Origin of the sequence: Olegusella massiliensis (assembly GCF_900078545.1) — a bacterium.
Classification (GTDB): domain Bacteria; phylum Actinomycetota; class Coriobacteriia; order Coriobacteriales; family Atopobiaceae; genus Olegusella; species Olegusella massiliensis.
This window is the reverse complement of record NZ_FLLS01000002.1, coordinates 571,501-594,534: the sequence shown is the minus strand read 5'-3', so window position 1 is coordinate 594,534 and position 23,034 is coordinate 571,501. Positions and strand designations below refer to the sequence as shown.

The window sequence follows — 23,034 nt, the reverse complement described above, 5'->3', positions numbered from 1 at the left end:
AGGCGCCAAAGAAGACCATCGGGCGTTTGACCATTCGTTTCGAATAGTTTTGAACCTCAAAATCTGCCCGCTTTTGTCCCGGGGACAAAAACGAAACTGCAGGCTCGCGGTTTCGAAATAGTTCGCGGTTTTGTCCCAGAATTTGTCCCAAATACCTACGCGAAGTCACGCGGTAGGATTCGGCGGTATGACGGTCAAAATCGACGAGCCAACTAGGTGTAACTGGATTGCCGTCACAGCAACCGAGCGTGAAAGAGTGGGAATAGTAAATTCGGCAGTTATGGGGGTATAAATCGTCAGTTTTGCTAAAAATACCCCGATAAACGAGATATTTGCTATGCTGACTCCAGTCGAAAGATTGGGGCCAGCATACGTTTGTTCGAACGCGAGGACTACCTCGAGAAGATCCGTGGCTTCTACCACGACGACGGCGTGATAAAGGTCCTCACCGGGGTCCGCCGGTGCGGTAAGTCGTGCCTCATGTAGACCATCGCCGAGGAGCTCAGGGTCGCGGGGGTGCGGGAGGACCATATCGTCTACCTCGACCTCGACCGGTACGGCTTCCGCTCGGTGAAGACGCCGGACCAACTCGAGGCGCTGATCGAGCCCGCGCTCACGATTGACGGCATGAAGTACCTCTTCATCGATGAGATCCAGAACGTTGAGGGGTTCGAGGAGGTGGTGAACGAGTTCCGCGCCGAGGGCGGATTCTCCATCTTCATCACCGGCTCGAAATCCTACCTGCTATCCGGCGAGCTCGCCACCAAGCTGACGGGGCGCTACGTCGAGTTCGAGGTGCAGACGCTCAGCTTCAAGGAGTATCGCGAGATGAAGCGCTTCCTCGGACAGGAGCTTGACCCTAACCCCGTGGCCGAGCTTGACCGATACATCCTCGAAGGGGGCTTCCCCAAGGCGCTCGACTACCCCAAGATGGCGGACAAGCGCGCGTACGTGAGCTCCGTCATCAAGGAGATCCTCGAGAAGGACATCTGCAGGCACTCACCAGGGCGCTGCTCGAATCGGCCCTTAACGCAATCATGGACGAACAGGCCGACATGGCCTGCAAAGGCGGCGCCAACAGCCGCAACGGCTACCGCGAGCGTGGGCTGGTGACGCCGGCCGGCAAGATAACGCTGCGCATTCCGAAGCTGCGCTGCGGAACCTATTTCCCCGAGGGGATGCCGAAGAGGTACAGCCGGGCGGACAAGGCGGCGATGGCCGAGAGGCTGGTGCTCGTGGCGATGGAATCGGCGGGCATGGCCGGAAAGGCGGCATAGCGGTGGCATGATGCAGGCATTCTAGGCGACTGATGAGATTCCGCTTACACCAACGTTCGACGCACTACCGAAGGTGAAGCTAGTTCCAATTATTGTTCTGATTGCTATGTTGTGGATAACGCGCCTTATCTCACCCGTTTATGCGGAGACACGGTATGCGTATCCTCTTGTGCTTATGCTTCCGCTGGTTTGTGGCGTGGTGGCAATAGTAATGAGAAATGACAATAAGAATCAGTAGTCGTCGGAAAGTGGGAGGGGCGTAAGTGAGAAAAAAACCATGCTTTCAGCGATGTCCGTTTCTGACGTTACTGAATGATTATGCAAACATAGAGACACTATTGAATGCTGCAGGTTTTGTCTTCGCTATATACTAGTGCTGCTAGTATGGGCATTGCCATGATGAGTGCTAAATAATATCTCGTGATTACGCCGGGTGCAAGCAAGGCGCTTAATACGAGAAGCAGCAGACATATGCATGCGAAAATTCCACTTTGTCGCTTTTGAGCAAAACATATTGTGGTAACCAAAATCAAAAGCAGTACATAAAACGGAATCGAAACAAGCAGCGACACAATTGGATTTTTCTGTAAAACAAGTTGGGTCGATATGCTGTCTATTGCATTGAATAACTTGGGGGCTTTTGAATCCAACGTAGCAGGATCTTTGCCCCAACTTTCGAACAGCGACGTCTCATCCCCGTCCTCTGGGGCAGAATCAATCCAGGAGTAAGGGTTCCATGCGCTGTTGGTTTGCAAGATGAAGGCGGAAAGATAGGTGCCAGGGTGCTTTAGGCCAATAACAAGCCAGTCTTTCATGAGCATTGTCCGATCCAACGCCATGATGGTGGCGACGCCGCCGTCGATCTTCTCGGTGGATTTTTGCTTGTCGAGCTTGATGTTGCCAGCTGGGTCGGTGCGCACGTGAATGCTGTCGACCATCCATGCCAGCACCGGGTGCTCGCCATAGGCGAGCTTGCCTTCCAACGCCAACTTCATCAGTTCCTTGGATGGTGGGAACATGTCTTTGAAGCTTTGCCCAAACGGTGCCACCGTGAAACCAGCATCCTCAAGGTTTTGGCTCATTTGGACCGCGCCCCACCGCTCGAAAGCAATCTCTCGGATATTAAACCGGGTGCCAAGATCCTCAATGAACTTCTCGATATAACCGTAGTGCGTCTCGTACCCGGCACTGGCAAGGAATCCTTGACTGTTCCACAGGTTGTAGGGGACGTGATCTCGGGCGACCCTCAGTTTCAGGTTGTCTTCTGGTATCCAAAACCAGGGTGCAACCACGTATTTGTCATCGTCCCCGTAGGGTGGGAATACGAGAACGAAAGCAGTGATATCGGTGGTGGATGCCAGGTCGAGCCCGCCGTAACAAACACGGCCTTCTAACTCATCCAAGTGGACTGGGCCATCGTTTTTGTTCCAGGTATTCATAGGCATCCACCGCACAGACTGTTTGACCCACTGGTTCAAACGCAACTGTCTGAAGGTGTTTTCTTCAGTCGGATTCTGGCGAGCACTATTACAAGCGTCCCTAACTTTCTGGATTGGTACCGTCACGTCCAAGGATGGGTTGGCTTTACGCCACACGGCTTCATCCGTCCAATCATCATCTTGGTCTGCGCCGTAAATCACCCGTTAGAACGTCGGATTAACCTTCTTGCCTTCTAGGATATCTTGGGCTTTTTGGTGTTGCTCGTAGCAAATCGAATGAGTGTTGGTTCCAGCTGTTGTGATCAAGAAGCACAGCGGCTGGGTGCGAGCATCCCCACTGCCTTTGGTCATCACGTCGAAGAGCGCCCGGTTGGGTTGGGTGTGTAGCTCATCGAATACCACTCCGGAAATATTGAATCCGTGTTTGGAATAGGCCTCGGCAGATAGTACCTGGTAGAAGGAATTGGTGGGGGAGTAGATGATACGTTTTTGACTTCTAAGGATCTTTACCCGCTTGGCTAGTGGAGGACACATTCTCACCATGTCGGCTGCCACTTCGAACACGATGGATGCTTGTTGCCGATCGGCAGCACACCCATAAACTTCAGCGCGTTCCTCACCATTGTCGCAACACAGCTAGCGTGTAGTCGGCGTAGGCAAGAACCGTCCCGTAGGAATCGACGCGCATCTGCAGGGTTTCGCTGGTGACCTTTGTGTTGTTCATGGCTGCAGTGCTCCTTGGCAGATGAGGTGTTTTGTTAGGTACATACAGCCATAGATTCGCGCGCTTATCCAGTCGCATTTGCCCGAGTTAGCGACTATTTTCAAAGAATTATTGGGCTAATGACTAAATTTTTTAAACCCCGATTGTGAAAAGAACCCGAAGATTTCTAAGACAAATATGGGGTCGGACGTCGCAGAACGAAGCGCCCAACCCCATATTTAGTTGATATCAAGCGGATATATCTTGGCTAGCTGTTTCTTTTCACCCGCCTTGAGATAGCGATACTGGCTAGTCCACAGGCAAGCGCGACCTCCAATAACCCGGATCCAGCAGAACCGGTTGCCGGCAAGTTGCGTTTGCTCTTCTTGACGGTGGTCTTTTTCTGCTCAGTCGGTTTTGTCGTATCCGTTGGCTTTGTCTGCGCCGCCTCCTTAACCGTAATCTTTGCGATCGCGGTTACGGTTTCCCCGTTAGAGTCGGCAAGCGTGAACTTAACCTCGTAGACCCCCGCTTTAGAGCTGTCGAAATCTCCTTGCTCTATGACGACTTTATCGGCCAGGTTTGCTCCGTCCTGCTCATCAGCTGCCTTGGTTATCAGTGAGCGCAGATCCAGCTGTTCGCCGGCGGTAATCGTTGCGTCCTTCACCTCAAGCACGGGTGGGGTATTGACGACATAAACCGTAATCTTTGCGATCGCGGTTACGGTTTCCCCGTTAGAGTCGGCAAGCGTGAACTTAACCTCGTAGACCCCCGCTTTAGAGCTGTCGAAATCTCCTTGCTCTATGACGACTTTATCGGCCAGGTTTGCTCCGTCCTGCTCATCAGCTGCCTTGGTTATCAGTGAGCGCAGATCCAGCTGTTCGCCGGCGGTAATCGTTGCGTCCTTCACCTCAAGCACGGGTGGGGTATTGACGACATAAATCGGGTATACCGCCAAATCTCCCTTAACCACCGTGTTGGCGTCGAAGACATCGCCAGAGCCGTCAGCCTTGGTGTTCCATTGCTTAAACACGTACCCCTGTTTGGTCGGTGCGGCAGGAAGCTCCTTTGGCAGGCAGGTCGTGCCATCGCTTAGGCAGTTTTGCGCTGCCGAGTGCCCGTAATAAACCTGCATCGACGCCAGTACCTCTGGCTCAGCGCCCTCGCTAGCGGCCTTGTAGAACTTAACCTCTGGAACACGCTGATTCAAAGTGGTGACGAAAACGCTGGAAGACTTGAACTTTTCAAAAGTGTTGACCCCATCATTTCCTTCCCACCACCTGAGGTACGAAAAGTTGCCTTTGCGTGCACGGATGTTCTGAAGCGAAGACTTCTGATCTTTGTACATGAAGTAGAAGCCCTCCGGCATGTAGCCCTCATCGGTAAGATTCGCTACTTCCGCCTGAGTTGGCTGAGGCACTGTTCCGTCTTTAGCGACTGTTTTTATGACGTAGTCCTTGCCTTCGGTGTACTTGGTATTTATCCCGGTAACCTTGTCGTTTTCAACCACGAAAAGATTCTTGGCCACGTCCGCGTTCTTCGCGTAGGCGACACTGGCTATGTCAAGGTGAAAACGCGTTTCAGCTATGGGGTTTACGTTTTCCTTCGGGTTGGTGGCCGAATAGTTGTCGGAGCCTACCGTCATCACGTCGGTCGCGCCACCTGGGTAACCCGATTTTTTAGCGGTGAACCAGGAATGGTAGCCCTCTGGAACAGTCGAGTTGTCAACCTTTACGGTGTAGGTCTTGCCCTGCGGGTACGGGCCTAGATACTTTGCTCCGCCCCATCGAGCAGGATCCCCGACGGTTCCCTTGGTCGTCTCAATAAGGTTCCCGTCGCCGTCATAAACCTGGAAGGCGATATTCTTCCAGGTCTCTAGAACCTTAGGCTGCTGCACTCCGCCATAAACGTTAAGCGTACGTTTTGCCCCGATAGCTTGCTGAGGCGAGTCGAAGAAGGCTTCCGTCTGCTCGTTTATGAAAATCTCCGGTAAAATCTCGATTCTTACCTGTCCTTGTGCGCTAGCGCTTTGGGGAGGCACTATATTAGCGACCATCATCCCTAAAAACACCAACGGGGCGATCAACAGGCTGATCACCCTTTTTGTACTTTTCCTCATGATTTCCTCCAAGTTGGCGGATACTTTGAGGAAAATTTTAACATCTCTCGGGTATTATTCAACTTCTTTCACCTAGTTGAGTCGCCATTGGTCAATACTTTTCAGCAGGTCAAGAGTGGAGCCATTATCCTAGTCGACGTGAACCGTGCTGAACGCCACGACCGAGCAGTCCTTCAGCCCGTCGAGGGCGAATCCGACGCTCTCGGGAGTTGGTACCGTGATGAACGGAATGACGACCGCGCCGAGTTCCATCGCGAATCAGATGTCAACGATGCGGGCCTTGAGCAGGCGGTAGTACTCTTCGAGGTCGCTTACGTCACCGAACTGGGAATAGTCTGGGGTGAAGAGGAATCTGACATCTGCATAGCGGCTGCGGTAGCGCTCGAGCAGGTCTTCCCGGTTGTAATAGATTGCGTTGAACAGGACCTCATCCCCAAGTTGTGGAGGATCCTTTCTGCCAAAGCCGCCCTGGAACATGCCGACGTACTTCTCGGGGCGCCAATCGATGCCGTCGACCGCGGGGTTATGTTTGTAGAGGAAGCACGTGGCCTGCGAAATGTCGATCGTTGCGGTGTACATGGCCTACTCGTCGGCGCCTTCTGCGGTAAAGGGCATACCGGCGTAGTAATGCGGCCCCCAGGTCTTGGCGAACGGACCCAGGATGGAGCTGCCACCCCAGAAGTAGTTGTCCTTGTCGAGGCCGCCGAGGTTGGACGACACGATGAAGATGTCCTCGCGGATGCACTGCGCGCGCAGTGTGTCGTCGCCCAAGCACTTACCGTGACAGTGCGCGAGCTCATGAGCGACGGTGAAGCGGATGTGTTCCCGATCCTGCCGGTCGTTGTAGAAAATGAAAGTCCTGGCGGGGTTGAAGTCGGGCGGGTAGGAGCCAGGACCGATTTTGTCTCTTGACAATGTCCTGCTCATATTAAAAAAGGAGGACCCTTGGGGCCCTCCCGGTCTTGCTTTTCTGTGGCGCCTGGGTGCCTTGAGCCTATCCGATGCGGCTTGAGCTGAGGCGACGCCCCAGGAAGAGCGCAGCTAGCGCGGCGGTGAGCGTCAATCCTGCCAAGCAATAGCCGCTGGTGGTATCGCCCGTCTGGGGGATGAGCGACTTCTTAGACTTCTTGGGCTGCTTAGGCGTGCCGTGCTCATGAGGTTTGCCTGGCTTGGGAGGTTTGCCAGGCTCATGAGGTTTGTCCGGCTTGGTATTGGTGATGGTAAAGCCCGTCTTCTGGTTGCCGGCGATGGTGGATTTGTACCCTTCGACGGCGATTTCGTCCACCGTATAGACCACGGGGTTTCCGCCCTCATCGAGCACGGGGAGCTGCTCGAAGCTTCCCGTCCATCCGTGCTCGGCATCCAAAACCAACGTCTTATCCGTGGGCTGACCATTGCGGATTAGGGTGATGGTGATAGAGGAGGGGCGCTCTGCGGGGGTGTCGTTCTGCCACTGCTTGGTGACGGAGATGGTGGTCGTCTTGACCTTCTTGTTCTTCACCAGCAGCGGACTGTCGAAGCTCCCTGTGCCTTCGGCGTTATCGGGCGCCTTCGTCACTTTGACGTCGTTGCCGCTCACCTCAAGCTGCAGCGGGTCCTTGAGTTTGAGGTACCCATCGGGAGCCGTCGTTTCAGTTACGGTGGTGGTGCCCTCAGCAAGTTTGATTACGTAAAGCACACCGTCGGCATTGCTCAACGAGGTGACGGTTTGGTTGGCGTTATCGGTGTACTGGAAGACGGCCCCTGCGAGTGGTTTGCCCTGCTCATCGACCTTCTTGATGACGGCATAGGGATAATTCTGAATGGTGGCAAAGGCGGCGTACTCCTGTGTCTTCAGTTCCGCATGACCGCTGGCTCCGGGCTTCTCCAGATCGGCGCTGAGCTCGACGTGGTTGTTAATTGCATTGGCGGTCAAATCGACCGGCTTGAGGATGGTCTCATACTCGAATCGGTAGGCATAGGGCAGCGCACCCTCGGGCGTCTCGGGCAGCGTGAAGGTGATGGCGTGCTCGCGCACGTCATAGCGAAGCCCAACCTCGCCGTCTTGCGGGGTGCCGGTCACCACGGTAACCGGGGTATAGTTTTCATACTCGCCACTTGCGGCCAGCTGGTTGGAACGCTTTATGGTGAAATTCTCCAAGACGGCATTGCCCTTTTCGTCAATAGGAATGCCGATGTTCTTGTCCAGCGTGTCCTTAAGCACCACATTGTGAAGCGTAATGTCGAACGGCTTGTAATCGAAGCTCCACGCAAGGCGGTCTCCCACCACCTTTGGCGTTTGCTTGGAAAGCATGGTGGAGGTGACCGAGGCAGAGCCTGCTGCCGAGGCGAGCTTTTGGTCACCTGCGGTGAGGGTTACGCTGTTTTTGAAGGTAACCTCCTTGCCCTGAGGTGTGGTCTTCATGAGCTTCTCAAAGACGTCTTCCGACACCTTGGCGCGCATGACGATGAAGTAGGGCGTTCCGTCGTACTGCTTGAACGTCCAGGTCATGTTTGCCTTGTCGAACGTAAGCTTGGCCTGGTCAGGCGTCAGCTTCTTAACAGCCTTTCCTGGTGGCATGAACGAGGCAAATGGCGCGCTGCCCGGAATAACGACACCGCCGTAGTCGATGAAGCCAGGCGTTCCCGGCTCGGCCTGATAGAGGTAGTAGTCGGGCCCGCCATCCTCAACAGGCACCAGCGTGAGGCCGTCTTGCAGGGAGTCTTGAATCGTGAGCTTGGTGAAGTCGCCCGCAGGCTTGGTGCCCCCAAGTTGGGCGAGGTAATCGCCCAGCTTGAGCCCCTGTGGGTTCACGTCGATGCGAAAGAGGACGGTGCGGTTCTTGTGGTTGAAGGTCTTGGTGGTGTCCACCTCAGGTATCCCGGTGATGAAATCCCGCCACGAGCTCTTCCAGCCGTTCTTGCTGACATCGTCCATCTTGTCAAGCTTGGCGTCATATTCCATGGCGAACTTGTCGAGGAGATTGCCCGGCAGTTCGTATCTATCGACAGCGGAGAGGGTCTTGAGGGTCGCGCCGCTGCCCACGGCGAGCACGGCGGTGTTCTTATACCTGAGTTCAAAGGACCCATTTAGCGTCTTTTGCAAATGCTCGACGATGTTTTGTGCCCGCGTGTTGAGGGTAAAGGTGTACTTCTTGATTTGCGAGAACCCGCTGATTTTGACGATTTCACCCACCTTGGTGCCGCTGGCATTCACAATAGGAAGCACCGTCTCGGCAAGCTGTGCGCCCGGCTGGCCTTCTGTGGCATTCTCGTCCTTGTAGCTCAGCGAGCCTGGCACATACGCCTGATTGAAGTTGAAGAAGGTTTCGTTCTGCTCGCCTGCAATCAGTTTTTTCAGCAGGTCCTGGTCAAATGAGCCCTGCACCTGGAGGGTGTTCTTCTCCGCATCGAAGGCGTCTTCGCTTCCGTAATAGAAGCATTCATAGGCAAAGCGCTCGTCAGACGGAAAGACGTTGGTGAAGTCCACCGTCACCGACCACGGCAGCAACCCCTGGTTTAGCACCGTAGATTTATAGCTTTTCATGGCGTGCTTTTCGATGGTTGCCAGACCGCTGTAGACGGGCGGGTTCTTGGGATAGACCACCTCGGCGCAGGTGTGTATCTCGGCATCATTCTTGAGTGGTCCGACTTTAGTGTTTGCGTCATATATCTGCTTGACGGTGATGCGGTACAGGCCACTGAGATTCTTGATGAAGAACCAACGGTTCTCGACGGGCTTGTACTCATCGTTTGCTTGTAGTGGCTTGGTGGGCTCATGCCACCCGGCGCCGAGCTTATAGAGTTCTGCGTTGTAGGCAGATAGGTCCGGACACGTCTTGTCTTCCCCCGCTGGGAACTTGGGAAATGACGTCGGGTCAGCGGGCGCCTGTACATCGGTGACCTGTGTCCAGCTACCGTCTTTCCCGGTCATACTGTGCTCATAGGTGACGTCGACGCGCTTGGGCGCCTTCTGGCCGTCAAGCGACCCACTGAGGATGTCGCCGACCCAGGCAGGTCCGTAGCTCTCATATGGGTTACCGGCAATGATGGTCCAGATGAGCTCGCGCTCGCCGGTGTCCTTGTTGACGTCAATCTTCAGCAGGTTTTTCTTGAGTTCGACCGGGCGATGCACGACAACTGTGGTCTTGTCCCGCTTTTCTTCGGCATTTGGAATCTTGAGCGTGGCCTCGTTGGTCACCGAGACGGTGGTTGCAGGGTTGGGCACCTTGGTTTGGAAGCTAATCTTGGCGGTTGAACCTTGGAAGTCATTGGGGAAGACGTACGTCACGGTCTTGGTCGCTGCGTCATAGACGAGGGCATCATCAATAGCCTGGTTATTCACGGTAAAGCTTCCCGCGACGTACTCGCCAACCTTCGAGAGGTTGTCGGTAAACGTCTCTCCGCCAAGGTTGGTGGCTCCGGCGCTGGACGTCTTTTTCACAGTGCTTATCCAGGTGATGGACTCTTTGGTGGACGCATCGTCCAGGGCGCCCGCTTTAGTGAGGCTGTACTGGACCTTCTCTTCTACGGTGGGGAAGGAGTAGGTCTTATCGAGCACTTTGACGAACCGCTTGTTGCTGCCGGGCGTTTGTGAGGACTGTTCGGAAGCTTGGTAATGGCCGGTAAAGTGGACCGTGAGGTCCCTTCTGCCATCGCTTTCGAACTCAAACTGCCCGTTGGGGTCATGGAAGGTCATGCGAGCCGTGACAGGGCCGTCTCCATCTTGGCTGAGTGTGATGGTGCCAACCTGCTTGCCGTCATCAGGGCTGCCTGGCGCCTGCAGGTAGACAGGAACGGAGTTGCCGGACGCTTCGGTCGCTTTAAAGTTCTCGCCCAAGCTGAACTCTGCATAATCACCATCGTTGACCTGATCGGATGCTTTGTTGATGCCTCCTGCCGCAGGCGACCCAATCATAGAATCTTTGATAATGGGGAAGCGGAAGGTGACTTTCACATCAAAGGGCTTTTCGGGGTCCACGGTGTCAGTGACCTGCTTACCGTTTTGCGAGACCACACCCTTTAGCGTGGGACTGATAAGTGCCGTTCTATCTTGAGAACCGGCAGCGCGTGCGTAGTTTGGTAGTACGATGGCCACTGCGCTCACGAGCAGTGCCATCATCACCATGGTGAGTACTGAGATGCGACGTTTAAGCTTCATAGCAGCTCCTTTGCAGGCAGATGATACGCGCATTGTAACAAAAATCGCATCTCTCGGCGCTGAGCTGGGGATGAGCGCCTGCACTTATTCGGCGGGGGCAAAGATGATGGGAGCTATGAGACGCTTTGGGCGTCACCGTTGCTGCGAGCGAACTATGACGCTATTTCCTACCTTGGAGTGGCTACGATGATTCTTATGCCAAATTCGCTCCGTGAGGAAACTGAGTTGAAACTGCGAGGCGAATTTGCTCCCTGGCAGAATCTAGCAAAGATCCTCGTTAGATACTGCTATGTAAGAGTCTGGAGAGAATCGGCGCACAAAGGAATAGGAACCAAAAATATCGGCTGCCGTAATCAAGCCGAATGGGCATGACTTACGGTGTTGCGACTTAGCACGCGACTACATCGTCAGCAACTTTGGCGCCATCACGTCGCTTGAGAACATCTAATCCGTTCTCGAATGCAAGCGGGGCGTGAAGACCAAGCGCGAAGTGCCTAGGCGCTATTTTCAGGCGCTTGAAGATGCGAAGCTCTTAAGCGAGTGCACGCGCTCCGATGTGAAATTGAGGGAGTTGTTGCGGAGCGAGCAGACATAGCTCTTTGGAATTCACCTATCGGTCAAGTGGCAGGGGCTTGTCCCACTCGATGGCATTGGAATCCCACACGGCCGTGAAATCGTCGTCTATCCCCTCACAGGTGAGGCTTACGCCCTCCGTGGAGGGCTCAGGATCCGGCTCGAGGAAAATGCACTCGCCGCCTCTGCCGGTGTTGAGCTCGAAGCTTAGGAAGAACGAGAGCCTCGCGACCTCGAACAGGCAGCACACGTTGAGAATCTCGGCATCCAACACGAGCACGTTCTCGTAGCTGAACCCGAGCTTCGGCGGGATGACATGGGCGGGCAGCGCCTTGAAGAGGATGTCCGCGATGGCATCGGCGATCATGTCGTCGTGTTCGTCGCTCCAGTCGCGGTTCTTCAAAGAGGCCTCGTCGTCGAACATCCCGTTTGCGGCGGCGTCCTTGCGGTGCCAGATGTCGTAGCCGAGGTTGAAGGGTAGCCCTTCGAATTTGTAGTCGTGACGGCTCATGTCGAGCTTGAGACCATGGGTCTCGGAGAGCAACATGATGGCGGTGTGCAAGTCGAACAGATAGTCGATATCCATATCGCTTTCGCAGCCGAGCTGTGCTTCCAGCTGGCGGTAGGTTGTGGTATTGAAACCGTCGGGTGCCTGCTCAAGCGCGAAGAGGATCATCTCCGCATCCCTGCGCGTCTCAAGATCGATGGACATCAGCTCGTCCAATTCCTCCCTGTCCATATATAGCCTCCCTTGCATTTGCCGTTGCCGGTTCGACTTGTGCCTCCGGCTTCTATATTTTTAGACGTTATTGCCTACGCCGTATTGCATTATCTCACCGCGTTGCCTCGGGAGCCATATTGTGCGGTGGTCAAAACAAACCTAGGCCCAGGCGACGGAGATGTCGCGATTGCGCCTCGAATTGCGAAAACGGTTCAACTCATAAGCTTTTCCTGTTCTTCGTTGAACCAACACGCCATACCGTGCGAGTTGAACTCGTAGTAGGAATCGTACAGCTTGCCAATCTTCCCGTTTAAAGACGCTACGACTGGGTCGTCGTGAACCAAGGGAAGGATGTCTATCTCTATCAATCTGTCCCTGCTTGCCAAACGCCACGTTCTGTTTCAATCGGCACGGTTTTGTTTGCCAAATGCTACGTTCTGTTTCAGAAAAAATGTCAAAAGTCACATTCCGTTTCAAAGGGCCTGACGTTTGCGCAGGTCAATTTTTTTCGCATGAAATAGAACGTGGCTTTTGGCTAAAAAAGCGAAGTAGAACGTGGCGTTTGGCACCCGGCTTGGAGTGATATGAGTTACGTCCATAAAATGGTGTAAATGATGAGAAGTGAGCCAGAGGCCCGTCTCCTAAGCAGATATGTAATTGTTGGCAACTCGCCCTGCGCATCGATGAGCTGGATCGTGAGGGTCTTGACTCAAATCACGCCTCTAAGCTCCCTTCTTCGCGAGCTCTTCAATCATGCAGGTGCGCACGAAGGCCGAAAAACTCATGCCGCGAAGGGCTGCTTCCTCCTTGGCTGCATCACGCAGGGCATCGGGGATACGCAGGGTGACGGAGACCTGCTTGCCATCTACCAAAAAGCTTCTGATCTCAGTTTCGTTGAGGTTGCTCTTAATGAGCTCCTTGTAGCTGTGAGGCATCTGCGCTCCCGTTGCTCGAAATGCAATACAAATGCGTTTGCATTATAACGCGGCAAGAGGACACGACACGCGAAGTGTAGGAACAGCTGAAGCTCTCGCCTCACATGAGCGGCGGTGACAGGAGCAAATATCTGTCTATCACTTAGAGAAAAAAAGCAGATAAATGACCTATTTGCTAGGTTTGTGTGCTTGATATGTGCCATAATGCTACATGGCTTATTGTCAAAACACTGGGGTTTAGATATGAGACACTCTTCCACTCGCCACTTTATTCATCTGCTGCTTCTGGCTTTAATCCCTCTTGCGGTACTTTCAGTGCTGGTTGTACCGGCTTTGGCCGATGCACTAGGTGCTACCGAGCCTGCCGCTCAGGAAAAGCCCGCTGAGACATCTGCAGCTCCCGCCTCCACTGAGGAAGCCTCTGCGTCAACGGGGGCCTCTGCTGACGCTGCCTCCGCTCCTGCGGCCACGAAGCCCTCTGCTTCTGCGAAGGCCCAAGCCCCCGCGGGTCCCGACTACAAGTTTGTGGCCAAATGGGGCAATGCCTTCAATTCGACCACCACGGGCTACGAATACGAGAACCCCGCCACCCTATCGTTTGGCACTGCCTCCCACCCGCTGTACAACAGGCCGTATGTTGCCTCTGTAGATATCTCCTTCAATCTCACGGACACGGGAAACATCACAAGCCTGCCGGCGGGATCGGTCACGGTGAGCGCCCCCTCCTCGCTGTTTTCCACCTGGGACGGCGATACAAACACCTACGTTGACATCCACGAGAACCCTCTCAGTCCCCTAAGCCAGTTCCAGACGCAGGTGCCCGCCGCCCCTGCTGTTGCCAACACGACCAGTTTTAACTATGCAAAAAGTGACGACGGTTCAAAGGTCATCGCCACAAATGCCAAGGTCATCTCAGGATCCAAGGCAGATAACTTCCTGTTCAACTATCACTTCATCCCAACTGTCCTGAGCGTGGATGCGCAGGGAAACTACAAGAAGACCTTTGACGTCACCCTGAGCGTGGACAAGGACCTGGATGGCAATGTCGACTTCACGCAGACCGTCACGCTTACGATCAAAGTCCACACCGAGGCAAAGCCTCCTGCGCTCACCATCAAGCGCCTGAGCCAGGCCACCACCAGCCCCACCGAGGACACCTATCTGACTTGGCAGCCAAGCTGGGGTCCTAGGCCGGCCGATGCGGACGATTACTTTTACGTTGTCTATTCTGCCCAGATTAGGCGCTTTGGAACGACAACCGAATCCAGCAGCCAGCCCTTCACCTACACCTTCGAAAACGTGGGGTCCGCCGCGGGTGAAGGCGGGCAGCTGGTTGGTGCCTGGACCGCCGACCAAAAGGTCGCGTTTAGCGATCTTGCCCACATGTATCAGGGACTTAACCTGACCACGCTCAGCGGCCTGGCCAAGGACTGGGAGGGGCGCCTGTGGTCTGACGGGGCCGCAAAGACGAGCCCCATCGTTTACGAGGGTATCCAGTCCTCGCTCGCAAACTCCCGGTGGAACAGCCAAGCGTATCTCGATCTTGGTGGCACGTACAACAACGCAATTTCCAGCGGCAACGCCGGCGGCTGGAAGGGCTTCGTCCTCTTGATGCGCTATCCCAACACGCTCATCACGGATGCCAAGGCCCATGGCGTGGACATGGAAAAGCAGGGCATCGACGTGCACAATACGGTCAAGGTTACCCAGAGCTCCAAGGACAATCCTAACAACCCTGCAGAGCCGCATCGCTTTGAGGTCAGCGCGACGACAGCGGCCAACATTTTGATTCTTGACAAGGGTAACTACGGATACAGGAAGTATACCTACCTAAAGTCTAATGGCAATAATTTGAACGATACGGACGCACGAGTTAACTATGGTGGCCAAAGTGCTCTTGACGCTGGTAAGAAGGCAGAAGTGCAAGGGGGCTTCTGGGGCATTGACTCCTTCACTCACGTTGCCGACAGCGGCCCCGTGAAGCCCACTTGGGACAAGGATGCCCATACATACTCCTGTGAGCCAAGAACCATGGTTATCTCGGAGCGGGGAAAGATTCTCTCCACCGGTGACGGCAGGGGCCGCATACCTGGGACCGCAGACAAGCTGATTGACCCCATCAACCTTTCTGACGACGACTATCGCTACACCAAGGTAACGATAGGTCTGCAGGAGTATGACGCGGTATATTCCAAGGCTGGCGTGTGGGAGCGCATGTCATCTCCCTCCAAGGACTATGCCAACCAAAAGCCCGTGAGCCTCTATATCAGGCATGCAGGGCAAAATAAATTTGAGTTTTTCCAGGACGTTAACGTTAGGGGTAAGGCACAGGTTGCGCTGCCAGATGACGTTGTGGACGTGCGCGTCAGTCATGAGAGCACCTACTATGAAAGCAGTCTGTCTCTGGTGACCACGGAGGTCCTGCTTCCCTCGAAGAGGGTTAGGGACTATGTGCACCAAAACATCAAGGATGGTAAGGAGACCTACTACACGGCTCCAGCAGACTACAAGCTTATGGAGAACAAGACCGCCGAGCAGGCTGGCGACCTAACTGCGCGGAGGCTTTCCGGGGTGACTGCCAGCACAGATGACGACCACAATGTGTACATAACCTATCGTCTCAATCAGATTTCCAGGAACAGCGGCGTCTCCAAGAGCGCGAGTACCGTCACGGACATCCCTGACAAGGCGAAGCAGCGCGTCACCTACACCGTTATGGCCTTCAACAACATGGGTACCTTGGGCGACGGCATGAACCTCAGGGCATGCTATAGCGAGGACGAGGAGCTGATGAGCAAATACGCGATCTCATCTGGCGTCTTTTGGGATCTTTTGCCTGCAGGCACCACGCTGGACAAGTCGACCATTGAGGTTGGACGCTGGCATTATCCCAACACACGTCATCTGTACGTTCCCTTTGATGCCTCGTACTATGACGTTGAGACGATTCCCAACTACCAGGGCAGCGGCCTTACCATGCTCAAGGTAACGCTCAAAGGTCTTCCGCCTGAGGAGAGCGCCTATAGCGTGCGCAACGACGACGGCAAGATGAAGTACACCGGCTACGATGCGCCAACGTTTAGGCTTTACCTCAGATTTGATTTGGTCAACTCCTACGCGAACATCCGTGACAGGGGAGCCGATGTTCTCAACACAGTTGCCTTTGTGAATACCTCGAAGGGCGAGTGGGACCCTGCGCAGATTGACTTTTCCAAGGCGGACAATCCCGAGACGTACCATTACTTTGCCTCGCTGGCAGACGCGCTTCGCGATGCGAAGACAGGTGATACTGTCGGCTTTGGCCTGACAAATAGACCCGTGAGTTTCAAGCCGATTAGCGTGACCGAGGCGGGTACCGAACAGCAGGTTCGCAACGTTGAGCTAAAACAGACTTTCGATGATGTCCACACGGATACGGGCGACGTTTATACAGACTCTAGCTATCAGTATCGTCTGGCCTACTACCAGGAGAAGGCCAGCAAGGGCACGCAGATCGTCTTTTATGACACCCTCGAGAACGGCGCGGAGGCACACGGCGGCTCGCCAGCACAGAGCTCTGTATGGCGGGGCCACTTTAGAAGCGTTGACCTCTCGGCTATCGCTGGACGTACCTCTTTTGGAAAGAAGGGGGCAAAGGACCATGCTCAGCCCGTGCTCTACTACGCTACCACCGTCCCCAGCGAGGCAGACACAGACCTCTCCAACAGGCAGGTGTGGACAAAATACGAGGGGACAGACGACCTCACGCAGATGGGTGCTTCGCTACCCGAGACGACCAAGAACGCCATACGTGCGATAGCGATTGACGTTTCCAAGACCAAGGGTGGGGATGACTTTGTCCTGGCTCCTAGCTCGGCGCTCGTGGCCTATATCAATATGGACTCTCCCACAAAGGATGAAGCTGCAAACGACAAGCTGGACGGCAAGCTTGCCGTCAACCAGCACCGGGTGAGATGCGTCAACGTGTTGGGTGGGGACGACCCCCTGAAAAGCGACCTCTATGCAGCGAGCTCGGTCAAGCTGCATGCGGTGAACCTTGGGCTCACCAAGTCGTCGGACCCCGCCTCGGGTACTCAAGATGCGCCCGCAAAAATTAAGAATAAGCAGGGAGAACCCATTGTATACACCATTACGGTGACCAACAAAGATAAAGTGCTCTCTCTTTCCAATGTGAAGCTCAGCGACCCTATACCTGAGGGACTGGACATTGATGAGGGCAACATTACGGTGAGCGGCACCGACAAAGATGGCAACGCACTTACCCAGGGAATGGACAAGATTGCGGGAAGTCTCACGCGCAAGGGTCGTACTCTTGCTTGGACCATCCCGTCGCTGGAGCCAGGTCAGTCAATCAGCTTCACAGTGCCCACAAGCCTCGCCCAAAAGGCCGACAAACCTCAGCGCTTTGACAACACGGCACAGGTGACCTCCGTGAGGGGGAAGGACGTCGAGCTTGTCTCCAAGACCACCCATCACAAAACCGAACCGTTGCAAGATCTGACCGTCACCAAGACCTGGGCAGGCATCTCTCCTGCAGGTACATCCAACCTTTCAGTCACTCTTGAGCTTTTGCGTGATGGAGTGGCGACGGGTAAGACCCAAACACTTAGCGCTGCAGGAGGTTGGCAGGCTACCTTTAAGGGGCTTGTGCTTTACGACAACGCAGGTAAGGCCCATGTCTATACCGTACATGAGCAAGGAGAAAAAGACGGTAAGCTGAGCCTGGCATCTCAGGACTTTAAGGTGACCTATGGTAAAGATGGACACTCAGTTACTAACACCCTTAGTAACCCTAAGATTCAAATCACAGGCTCTAAGGTTTGGGATGATAAGGACGACCAAGACGGCATCAGGCCTGAGAGTGTGGTAGTAAACCTGCGTGCTAATGGCAAAGATACCGGCAAGAGCGCAACCCTTACCAAGGAAAACTCCTGGGCCTTCTCATTTGAAGGTCTTGATACCTACGACGGCGACGGTAAAGCTATCTCCTACAGCGTGGTAGAGCCCACAGTACCTGAAGGCTACACCTGTTCTATCACCGGCTCTCAGGACAAAGGCTTTACGGTTACCAATACCCATAGACCCGCTGAGCGCACCATCAACGTTACCAAGAGCTGGATAGACAACAATAACGGACGGGGCCTTCGTCCCTCATCTATTACCGTAAACCTGCTTGCCAATGGCAGCAAGGTCAAGTCACTAGCACTTACAGCTGATAAGGATGGCAACTGGAAGGGAAGCTTTGGCTCTGTGCCAGTAAACGCAAGTGGCAAGGCTATTAGCTACACCGTTACTGAAGATGCGGTCGAACACTATCAAGCAACCCAGCCTGTAGCGGTTGAAAACGACACTGCCTCAATTACCAATACCCTTGTCGGTACCATCACCATTCCTGTTCAAAAGAAGTGGGTAGGCCCTGCTGCAAAAAGCGTCACGATTCATCTATTTGCTGATGGGCAAGAGATTGATAGCGTCACGCTAGATAAGGCCTCTGGCTGGCACCATGAGTTTAAAGAACTTCCTGAATACACCAATGGTGTTCCCATTACCTACAGCGTGACCGAAGATCCTATTGCAGGCTATACAACAGAGGATATTGAGGGCAACATCCAAGAAGGCTTTACCATCACCAATAGCTATACCAAGCCAGCACCTGCTAAGCCCAAGGTAAAGCGTACCAAGCGCGCACTTCCCAAGACAGGAGATGCGAGCAACTTTGCTGCAGGCTCTCTTGTTGTCTCAGCACTCGGTCTTATCGCAGGAGCAGTTCTTCTTGCTCGCAGAGAGCACCAGTGTGACTAGTACTCAGCTCAGCTAGTACAGAGCAGGGTCTGCTCAACGTTAAGACCCACCGAGGTAAGACAAAGACGCGGTGGTCGGGAAACCGGCCACCGCGTTGCTTATGTCCCTTGGGCGCCCGTGTCCCGCTAGCGAGCGGCGATTCTCCGAAACGTGATGCTTGGCCACATGGTCCCTTCAGCAGATGTGCTGCCAATCTCTGCTTTATTTCGGAAGTAAAGAGCAGAATGCTTCCGTTATTTTGACAAAACGGAATTAAAACGCAGCCAGCACAGTTATCAACGTGTTGAGTTGTTGTGTGGCAATCGGCAGTTATGTGCGCGGGAGCATCACCAGCATGGTGGTCCCGCTCTCGGAGCTCTTTTCAACCTCTATCGTGCCACCGTGAAGAGCAATGATTTCCCAGACCAGAGAAAGGCCGAGGCCAACTCCACCATATGCCCTGCTACGCGATGTGTCGATACGGAAGAAGGGCTGAAAGACGCTCTTTTGGTACTGGCTGGGTATCCCGGGGCCACTGTCTTTCACACGTACGAGTGCGCGGTTGTTTTCTGTGCAGACAGAAATATTGACGGCGGAATCGGGACGGCTGTATCGTATGGCGTTTTCGGTCAGGTTGAACAGCACCCGATAGAGCAAAGTATCACTGCCAAGTACCTGGGCCTCTCCCTCATAGGCAAGGGTAATGCCTCTTTGCTCGGCAAGGGGAGCAAGGTCGGCAAGAACCTCCTCAACCATCGGCGCAAGTTCGATGAGGTCGTTGCAGGGGATGCTGTGAAGTTCGCTCATCTCCAGCAGCGTCCTTGTCATCTGAGACATGCGCTCGGTCTGCTCCTGCAACAAGCCAAGCAGGCTGGCCGTATCGGACTGTGCGCCGGGATGCTCGGAGCAAAACAGCTCGATTTGGGCCTGCATCAGCGCCAGCGGCGTCCGCAACTCATGCGCAGCGTTACCCGTGAACTGTCGTTGCGCGGCAAAACCTTCGTCAAGGCGGTCGATCATGTCATTGAACGATGCGCTGCAACGCGCAAGCTCCAGCGGCACGTCTTCGCTAATCTTCATGTCAGCCAGGTTGTCGGGCCGTACGTTTTCGACCTGAGCCGCAAAGGACCTTAGCGGCTTGAGCGCACACCCGCTCACGAAATACGCCAGCACACCTCCGAGTAGCGTTATGCCTGCTGTTATATACCAGCTGGCTGTGCCAAAGGACTCCTGCGCATCGCTCACGACGATTGTGAGATCGTGGTCTATCTCCTCGCTCGTTGGGTCAAACGAGGTGGGGTGGTCCCCATTGATGTCATCGCGGGCCGCCAGGCCAATGCCAATCGATTCCATGGAGCGCATGCCTAAGTAGCCAATCAGGCAATTGAGGAGCACGCAGGTCAGACACAAAAGCAGCGCCGTCATCAGCGTGATGCGCCACTGCAACGAGAGTCGTTTCACTTAGGCCTCCTCCATTACATAGCCCTCTCCAATGCGGTTGCAGATGGGGTCGTGCCCCAGGGCGCGGCGCAGCTTTTTCCGAAGCGACGAGATGTGTACCCTCACCGAATTGCTAAAGCTGTTCACACTGCTGTCCCACACATGCTCGATGAGCTCCTCCTGACTTATGGGGCGCCCCTGGTTGAGCATGAGGTATTCCAGGATTCCTGTTTCCTTGCGGGTTAAAACCAAGATCTCATCGCCGATGGTTGCTGTACGCAATTTGGTGTTGAAGCAAAGATTTCCACAGGTCAGCACAACATCGTCTTGCGTAAAGCGCCTGAGTGTCAGGCTACGAATCCGCGCTGCAAGCTCATCTAAATGAAATGGCTTGGTTAGATAGTCGTTGGCCCCCGCGTCTAGGCCTGCCACCTTGTTTGCAACCTCGCAGCGGGCAGACAAGATGAGCACCTTGGTTTCGCGGTCGTCCTTCCTAAGGGCCTTGAGCACGGTCATGCCGTCGGCATGGGGAAGATTGAGGTCGAGCACGACAAGGTCAAAGCTTTCGACAGCAAGCATTTCTAAGGCTTGACTCCCGTCGTAGCTGCAATCAACGCTATAGGCAAGATTTCGCAGGCTGCGCGCAATCGCATCGCAGAGCACCCGCTCGTCTTCGACAACCAAAATACGCATGACACTCTCCTTATGCAGATCTTTTCACGCTTAACAAAGATTTTATGGCCGGTATGGTCCAATGCTACGCGAGATGAAAGGGGCAACCAAATTGTTCAAAGCAATAAAACCCATAGCTCAGCTTGCCTTGCTGGTCATCGGGATAAGCATGGTGTGCTTTGGTGTTATGCGCGGCGAGGCAGACGCTGTGCTGGCTAAGGCTATCAGATTATGCTTGGAGTGTGTCGGAATTGGATAAGAAAAATAACTCCGCCTCACATCTTTTGAGCCGTTTTCGCACGTGGGTGCAGGCGGCGGCGACGTTGCTCACCAATATCCACCTGCCCAATTTCGTGAAGGGCGGCATCTATCAGGGTGCGGGCAAAACGGTCTGCGTACCTGGCCTCAACTGCTATTCGTGTCCGGCGGCCTCGGGCGCGTGTCCCATAGGCTCGTTTCAGGCGGTGGTGGGTTCCTCAAAGTTCAACTTTTCCTATTACGTGACGGGAACGCTGATTTTAATCGGCGTGCTGCTGGGACGCTTCGTATGTGGGTTTTTGTGTCCGTTTGGCTGGTTGCAGGAACTGCTGCATAAGATTCCTGGCAAGAAGCTCTCAACAAAAAAGCTCAAGCCGCTTCGGTATGTGAAGTACGCTGTGCTGCTGCTTGCTGTAGTTTTGCTTCCTGTGCTGGTCGTAAACGATACGGGAATGGGTGACCCCTTCTTTTGCAAGTACGTTTGCCCGCAGGGAGTGCTTGAGGGCGCAATTCCGCTGTCTATCGTTAACGTCGGCATACGCTCTGCGTTAGGTCGCCTGTTTACTTGGAAGCTCATCATCTTGGCGACGGTGGTTGTGCTCAGCGTGCTCTTTTATCGTCCTTTTTGCAAATGGATCTGCCCACTTGGCGCCTGGTACGCGCTCATGAATAAGGTTTCCCTGCTGGGAATGCGCGTTGACCAGCACAGGTGCGTCTCGTGTGGTAGGTGCGCAAGGGTGTGCAAGATGGACGTTGATGTTACGCGCTCGCCCGACCATGCCGAGTGTATTCGCTGCGGCAAGTGCGTAAGCGCCTGTCCCGTTGGTGCTGTTAAGTTTCGCTACGGCTTAAGCCTGCCGGACAAACAGTCTTCTCAACCACGCGAGGATAAGCAGCACGTAAAAGCAAAGATTTAGGTTGTAAGAAAACGGAGGAAAGTTATGAGTGTTATGAAGCTACCAAAGATTGCAGTCGCACTGGTGATGTCTGCGCTGGTGTTATGTCTTGCGGCCTGCTCGACGCCCGGAGCTGATAAGGGAAAGCCAGCAGGAAGCGATGCGGACATCGAGGCCTTTATAGCAGAGGAGCCAAAGAGCGCCGAGGAAGCAAGCGATCTGTACAACAGGCTCATGCAAAAGGAAAACGACATTTTCTCAAGTGATAAGGAGCTGTGGGAAAAGGTATTTGCTGAGGCAAACAAGGATTCCTCGATGATAGGGAACGGCTCAAATTACGGTGAGTTCCTGCTTTCTACGGTGGAAAGTGCCAAGGATAAGTTCTCGACTGATGAGCTCAACGTGCTCAAGGCAGGGGCCGAGCAGATTAAAAAGATCGAAGATAAGCTTACGGCGCTCAAGAAGGCGTTCCCCGACTGCGTAAAAACACCTGAATCAGGCGATAGTGTTGACGCATCGAGCGCAGGAATGACAGGCGATACAAGCAAGTCCACCAAATTCCCCAGCTTTAAGGGCAAAGATCTTGATGGTAACGACGTGAGCAGTGATGAGCTTTTCTCAAAAAGCAAGGTGACTGTGATGAACTTCTGGTTTACCAGCTGCAAGCCGTGTGTGGAAGAGCTTGGAGAGCTAGAGGCGCTTCACAAGAAGCTTGCCGAAAAGGGCGGTCAGGTCGTAGGCGTTAACTCCTTTACGCTCGATGGCAACAAGGGCGAGATCTCGGATGCTAAGGATGTCCTGTCAAAGAAGGGCATTACCTACAAAAACGTCTGGTTCAAGACGGATAGCGAAGCGGGCAAGCTTGTCTCGGGGCTCTTTTCCTTCCCGACCACCTACGTTGTTGATAGCAAAGGCAACATCGTGGGAGAGCCCATCGTAGGTGCAATCACGTCTGCCTCGCAGCGAGAGGCGCTGGACAAGCTGATTGATCAGGCGATTGCGAACAGCGCGAAGTAGGGTTCGACACCACACAACGCAAGGAGCTTAGCATCTGCGGCTGCACGGTACACCACCGCGCAG

Annotated in this window: 16 protein-coding genes and 2 pseudogenes; 6 read left to right on the top strand and 12 right to left on the bottom strand. The window is 54.2% G+C overall.

The features are described 5' to 3' along the window. Positions 1–165 precede the first annotated feature (165 nt). Positions 166–531: a hypothetical protein gene (locus BN4314_RS08235; protein ID WP_068539670.1), complete on the bottom strand. Its 366-nt coding sequence runs from the start codon at positions 529–531 to the stop codon at positions 166–168. On the opposite strand from BN4314_RS08235, the pseudogene BN4314_RS08460 reads away from it, so the two are divergent. Together BN4314_RS08460 and BN4314_RS08390 are read left to right on the top strand one after the other, a co-directional pair. Continuing rightward, positions 517–762: pseudogene (locus BN4314_RS08460) on the top strand (AAA family ATPase); the annotation flags it as partial. The gene BN4314_RS08235 and the pseudogene BN4314_RS08460 overlap by 15 nt on opposite strands. A 227-nt stretch (positions 763–989) precedes the next feature. Continuing rightward, a pseudogene (locus tag BN4314_RS08390) lies at positions 990–1,220 on the top strand (transposase); the annotation flags it as partial. 392 nt (positions 1,221–1,612) lie between these two features. Here the strand turns inward: BN4314_RS08390 and BN4314_RS08355 are convergent. The 9 genes from BN4314_RS08355 to BN4314_RS02790 form a co-directional block, all read right to left on the bottom strand. After that, on the bottom strand, positions 1,613–2,917 hold the full coding sequence (locus tag BN4314_RS08355; protein WP_325062664.1) for a terminase TerL endonuclease subunit: 1,305 nt from the start codon (positions 2,915–2,917) through the stop codon (positions 1,613–1,615). Positions 2,918–2,920: 3 nt separating this feature from the next. Beyond that, a complete protein-coding gene (locus BN4314_RS08455; protein WP_325062668.1) occupies positions 2,921–3,352 on the bottom strand; it encodes a terminase large subunit domain-containing protein in 432 nt (143 codons plus the stop codon). Beyond that, positions 3,333–3,440: an Nmad4 family putative nucleotide modification protein gene (locus BN4314_RS08210; protein WP_222859678.1), complete on the bottom strand. Its 108-nt coding sequence runs from the start codon at positions 3,438–3,440 to the stop codon at positions 3,333–3,335. The genes BN4314_RS08455 and BN4314_RS08210 overlap by 20 nt, the downstream gene beginning before the upstream one ends. A gap of 247 nt (positions 3,441–3,687) precedes the next feature. Further along, positions 3,688–5,538: a bacterial Ig-like domain-containing protein gene (locus BN4314_RS02815; RefSeq protein ID WP_068539668.1), complete on the bottom strand. Its 1,851-nt coding sequence runs from the start codon at positions 5,536–5,538 to the stop codon at positions 3,688–3,690. A gap of 258 nt (positions 5,539–5,796) precedes the next feature. Next, positions 5,797–6,117 (bottom strand): hypothetical protein, encoded by a 321-nt coding sequence (locus tag BN4314_RS07985; protein ID WP_082911147.1) that lies wholly within the window; start codon positions 6,115–6,117, stop codon positions 5,797–5,799. 3 nt (positions 6,118–6,120) lie between these two features. Then, positions 6,121–6,453, bottom strand: a complete 333-nt coding sequence (locus tag BN4314_RS08055; protein ID WP_187369536.1) for an ImmA/IrrE family metallo-endopeptidase — start codon at positions 6,451–6,453, stop codon at positions 6,121–6,123. A gap of 79 nt (positions 6,454–6,532) precedes the next feature. Continuing rightward, on the bottom strand, positions 6,533–10,678 hold the full coding sequence (locus tag BN4314_RS02805) for a Cna B-type domain-containing protein (protein ID WP_068539666.1): 4,146 nt from the start codon (positions 10,676–10,678) through the stop codon (positions 6,533–6,535). Positions 10,679–11,288: 610 nt separating this feature from the next. Further along, positions 11,289–11,990: a hypothetical protein gene (locus tag BN4314_RS02795; protein WP_068539665.1), complete on the bottom strand. Its 702-nt coding sequence runs from the start codon at positions 11,988–11,990 to the stop codon at positions 11,289–11,291. A gap of 704 nt (positions 11,991–12,694) precedes the next feature. Further along, complete coding sequence (locus BN4314_RS02790) at positions 12,695–12,907, bottom strand: YlcI/YnfO family protein (protein WP_021734653.1); 213 nt, start codon at positions 12,905–12,907, stop codon at positions 12,695–12,697. A 243-nt stretch (positions 12,908–13,150) separates the two neighbouring features. On the opposite strand from BN4314_RS02790, the gene BN4314_RS02785 reads away from it, so the two are divergent. Beyond that, a complete protein-coding gene (locus BN4314_RS02785) occupies positions 13,151–18,709 on the top strand; it encodes a Cna B-type domain-containing protein (RefSeq protein ID WP_068539664.1) in 5,559 nt (1,852 codons plus the stop codon). Positions 18,710–19,018: 309 nt separating this feature from the next. Here BN4314_RS02785 and BN4314_RS02780 read toward each other — a convergent pair whose 3' ends face one another. Both BN4314_RS02780 and BN4314_RS02775 read right to left on the bottom strand, forming a co-directional pair. Then, positions 19,019–20,149, bottom strand: coding sequence for a sensor histidine kinase (locus tag BN4314_RS02780; RefSeq protein WP_068539663.1), 1,131 nt, complete (start codon positions 20,147–20,149; stop codon positions 19,019–19,021). Further along, positions 20,150–20,821, bottom strand: a complete 672-nt coding sequence (locus BN4314_RS02775) for a response regulator transcription factor (RefSeq protein WP_068539662.1) — start codon at positions 20,819–20,821, stop codon at positions 20,150–20,152. Between the two features lie 61 nt (positions 20,822–20,882). On the opposite strand from BN4314_RS02775, the gene BN4314_RS08385 reads away from it, so the two are divergent. The 3 genes from BN4314_RS08385 to BN4314_RS02760 are packed head-to-tail and all read left to right on the top strand — an operon-like array spanning position 20,883 to position 22,971. Further along, positions 20,883–21,059, top strand: coding sequence for a CD1871A family CXXC motif-containing protein (locus BN4314_RS08385; RefSeq protein WP_021734626.1), 177 nt, complete (start codon positions 20,883–20,885; stop codon positions 21,057–21,059). A 25-nt stretch (positions 21,060–21,084) separates the two neighbouring features. Further along, on the top strand, positions 21,085–21,975 hold the full coding sequence (locus tag BN4314_RS02765) for a 4Fe-4S binding protein (protein WP_232309706.1): 891 nt from the start codon (positions 21,085–21,087) through the stop codon (positions 21,973–21,975). Between the two features lie 24 nt (positions 21,976–21,999). After that, positions 22,000–22,971, top strand: coding sequence for a TlpA family protein disulfide reductase (locus BN4314_RS02760; protein WP_068539660.1), 972 nt, complete (start codon positions 22,000–22,002; stop codon positions 22,969–22,971). Positions 22,972–23,034 lie beyond the last annotated feature (63 nt).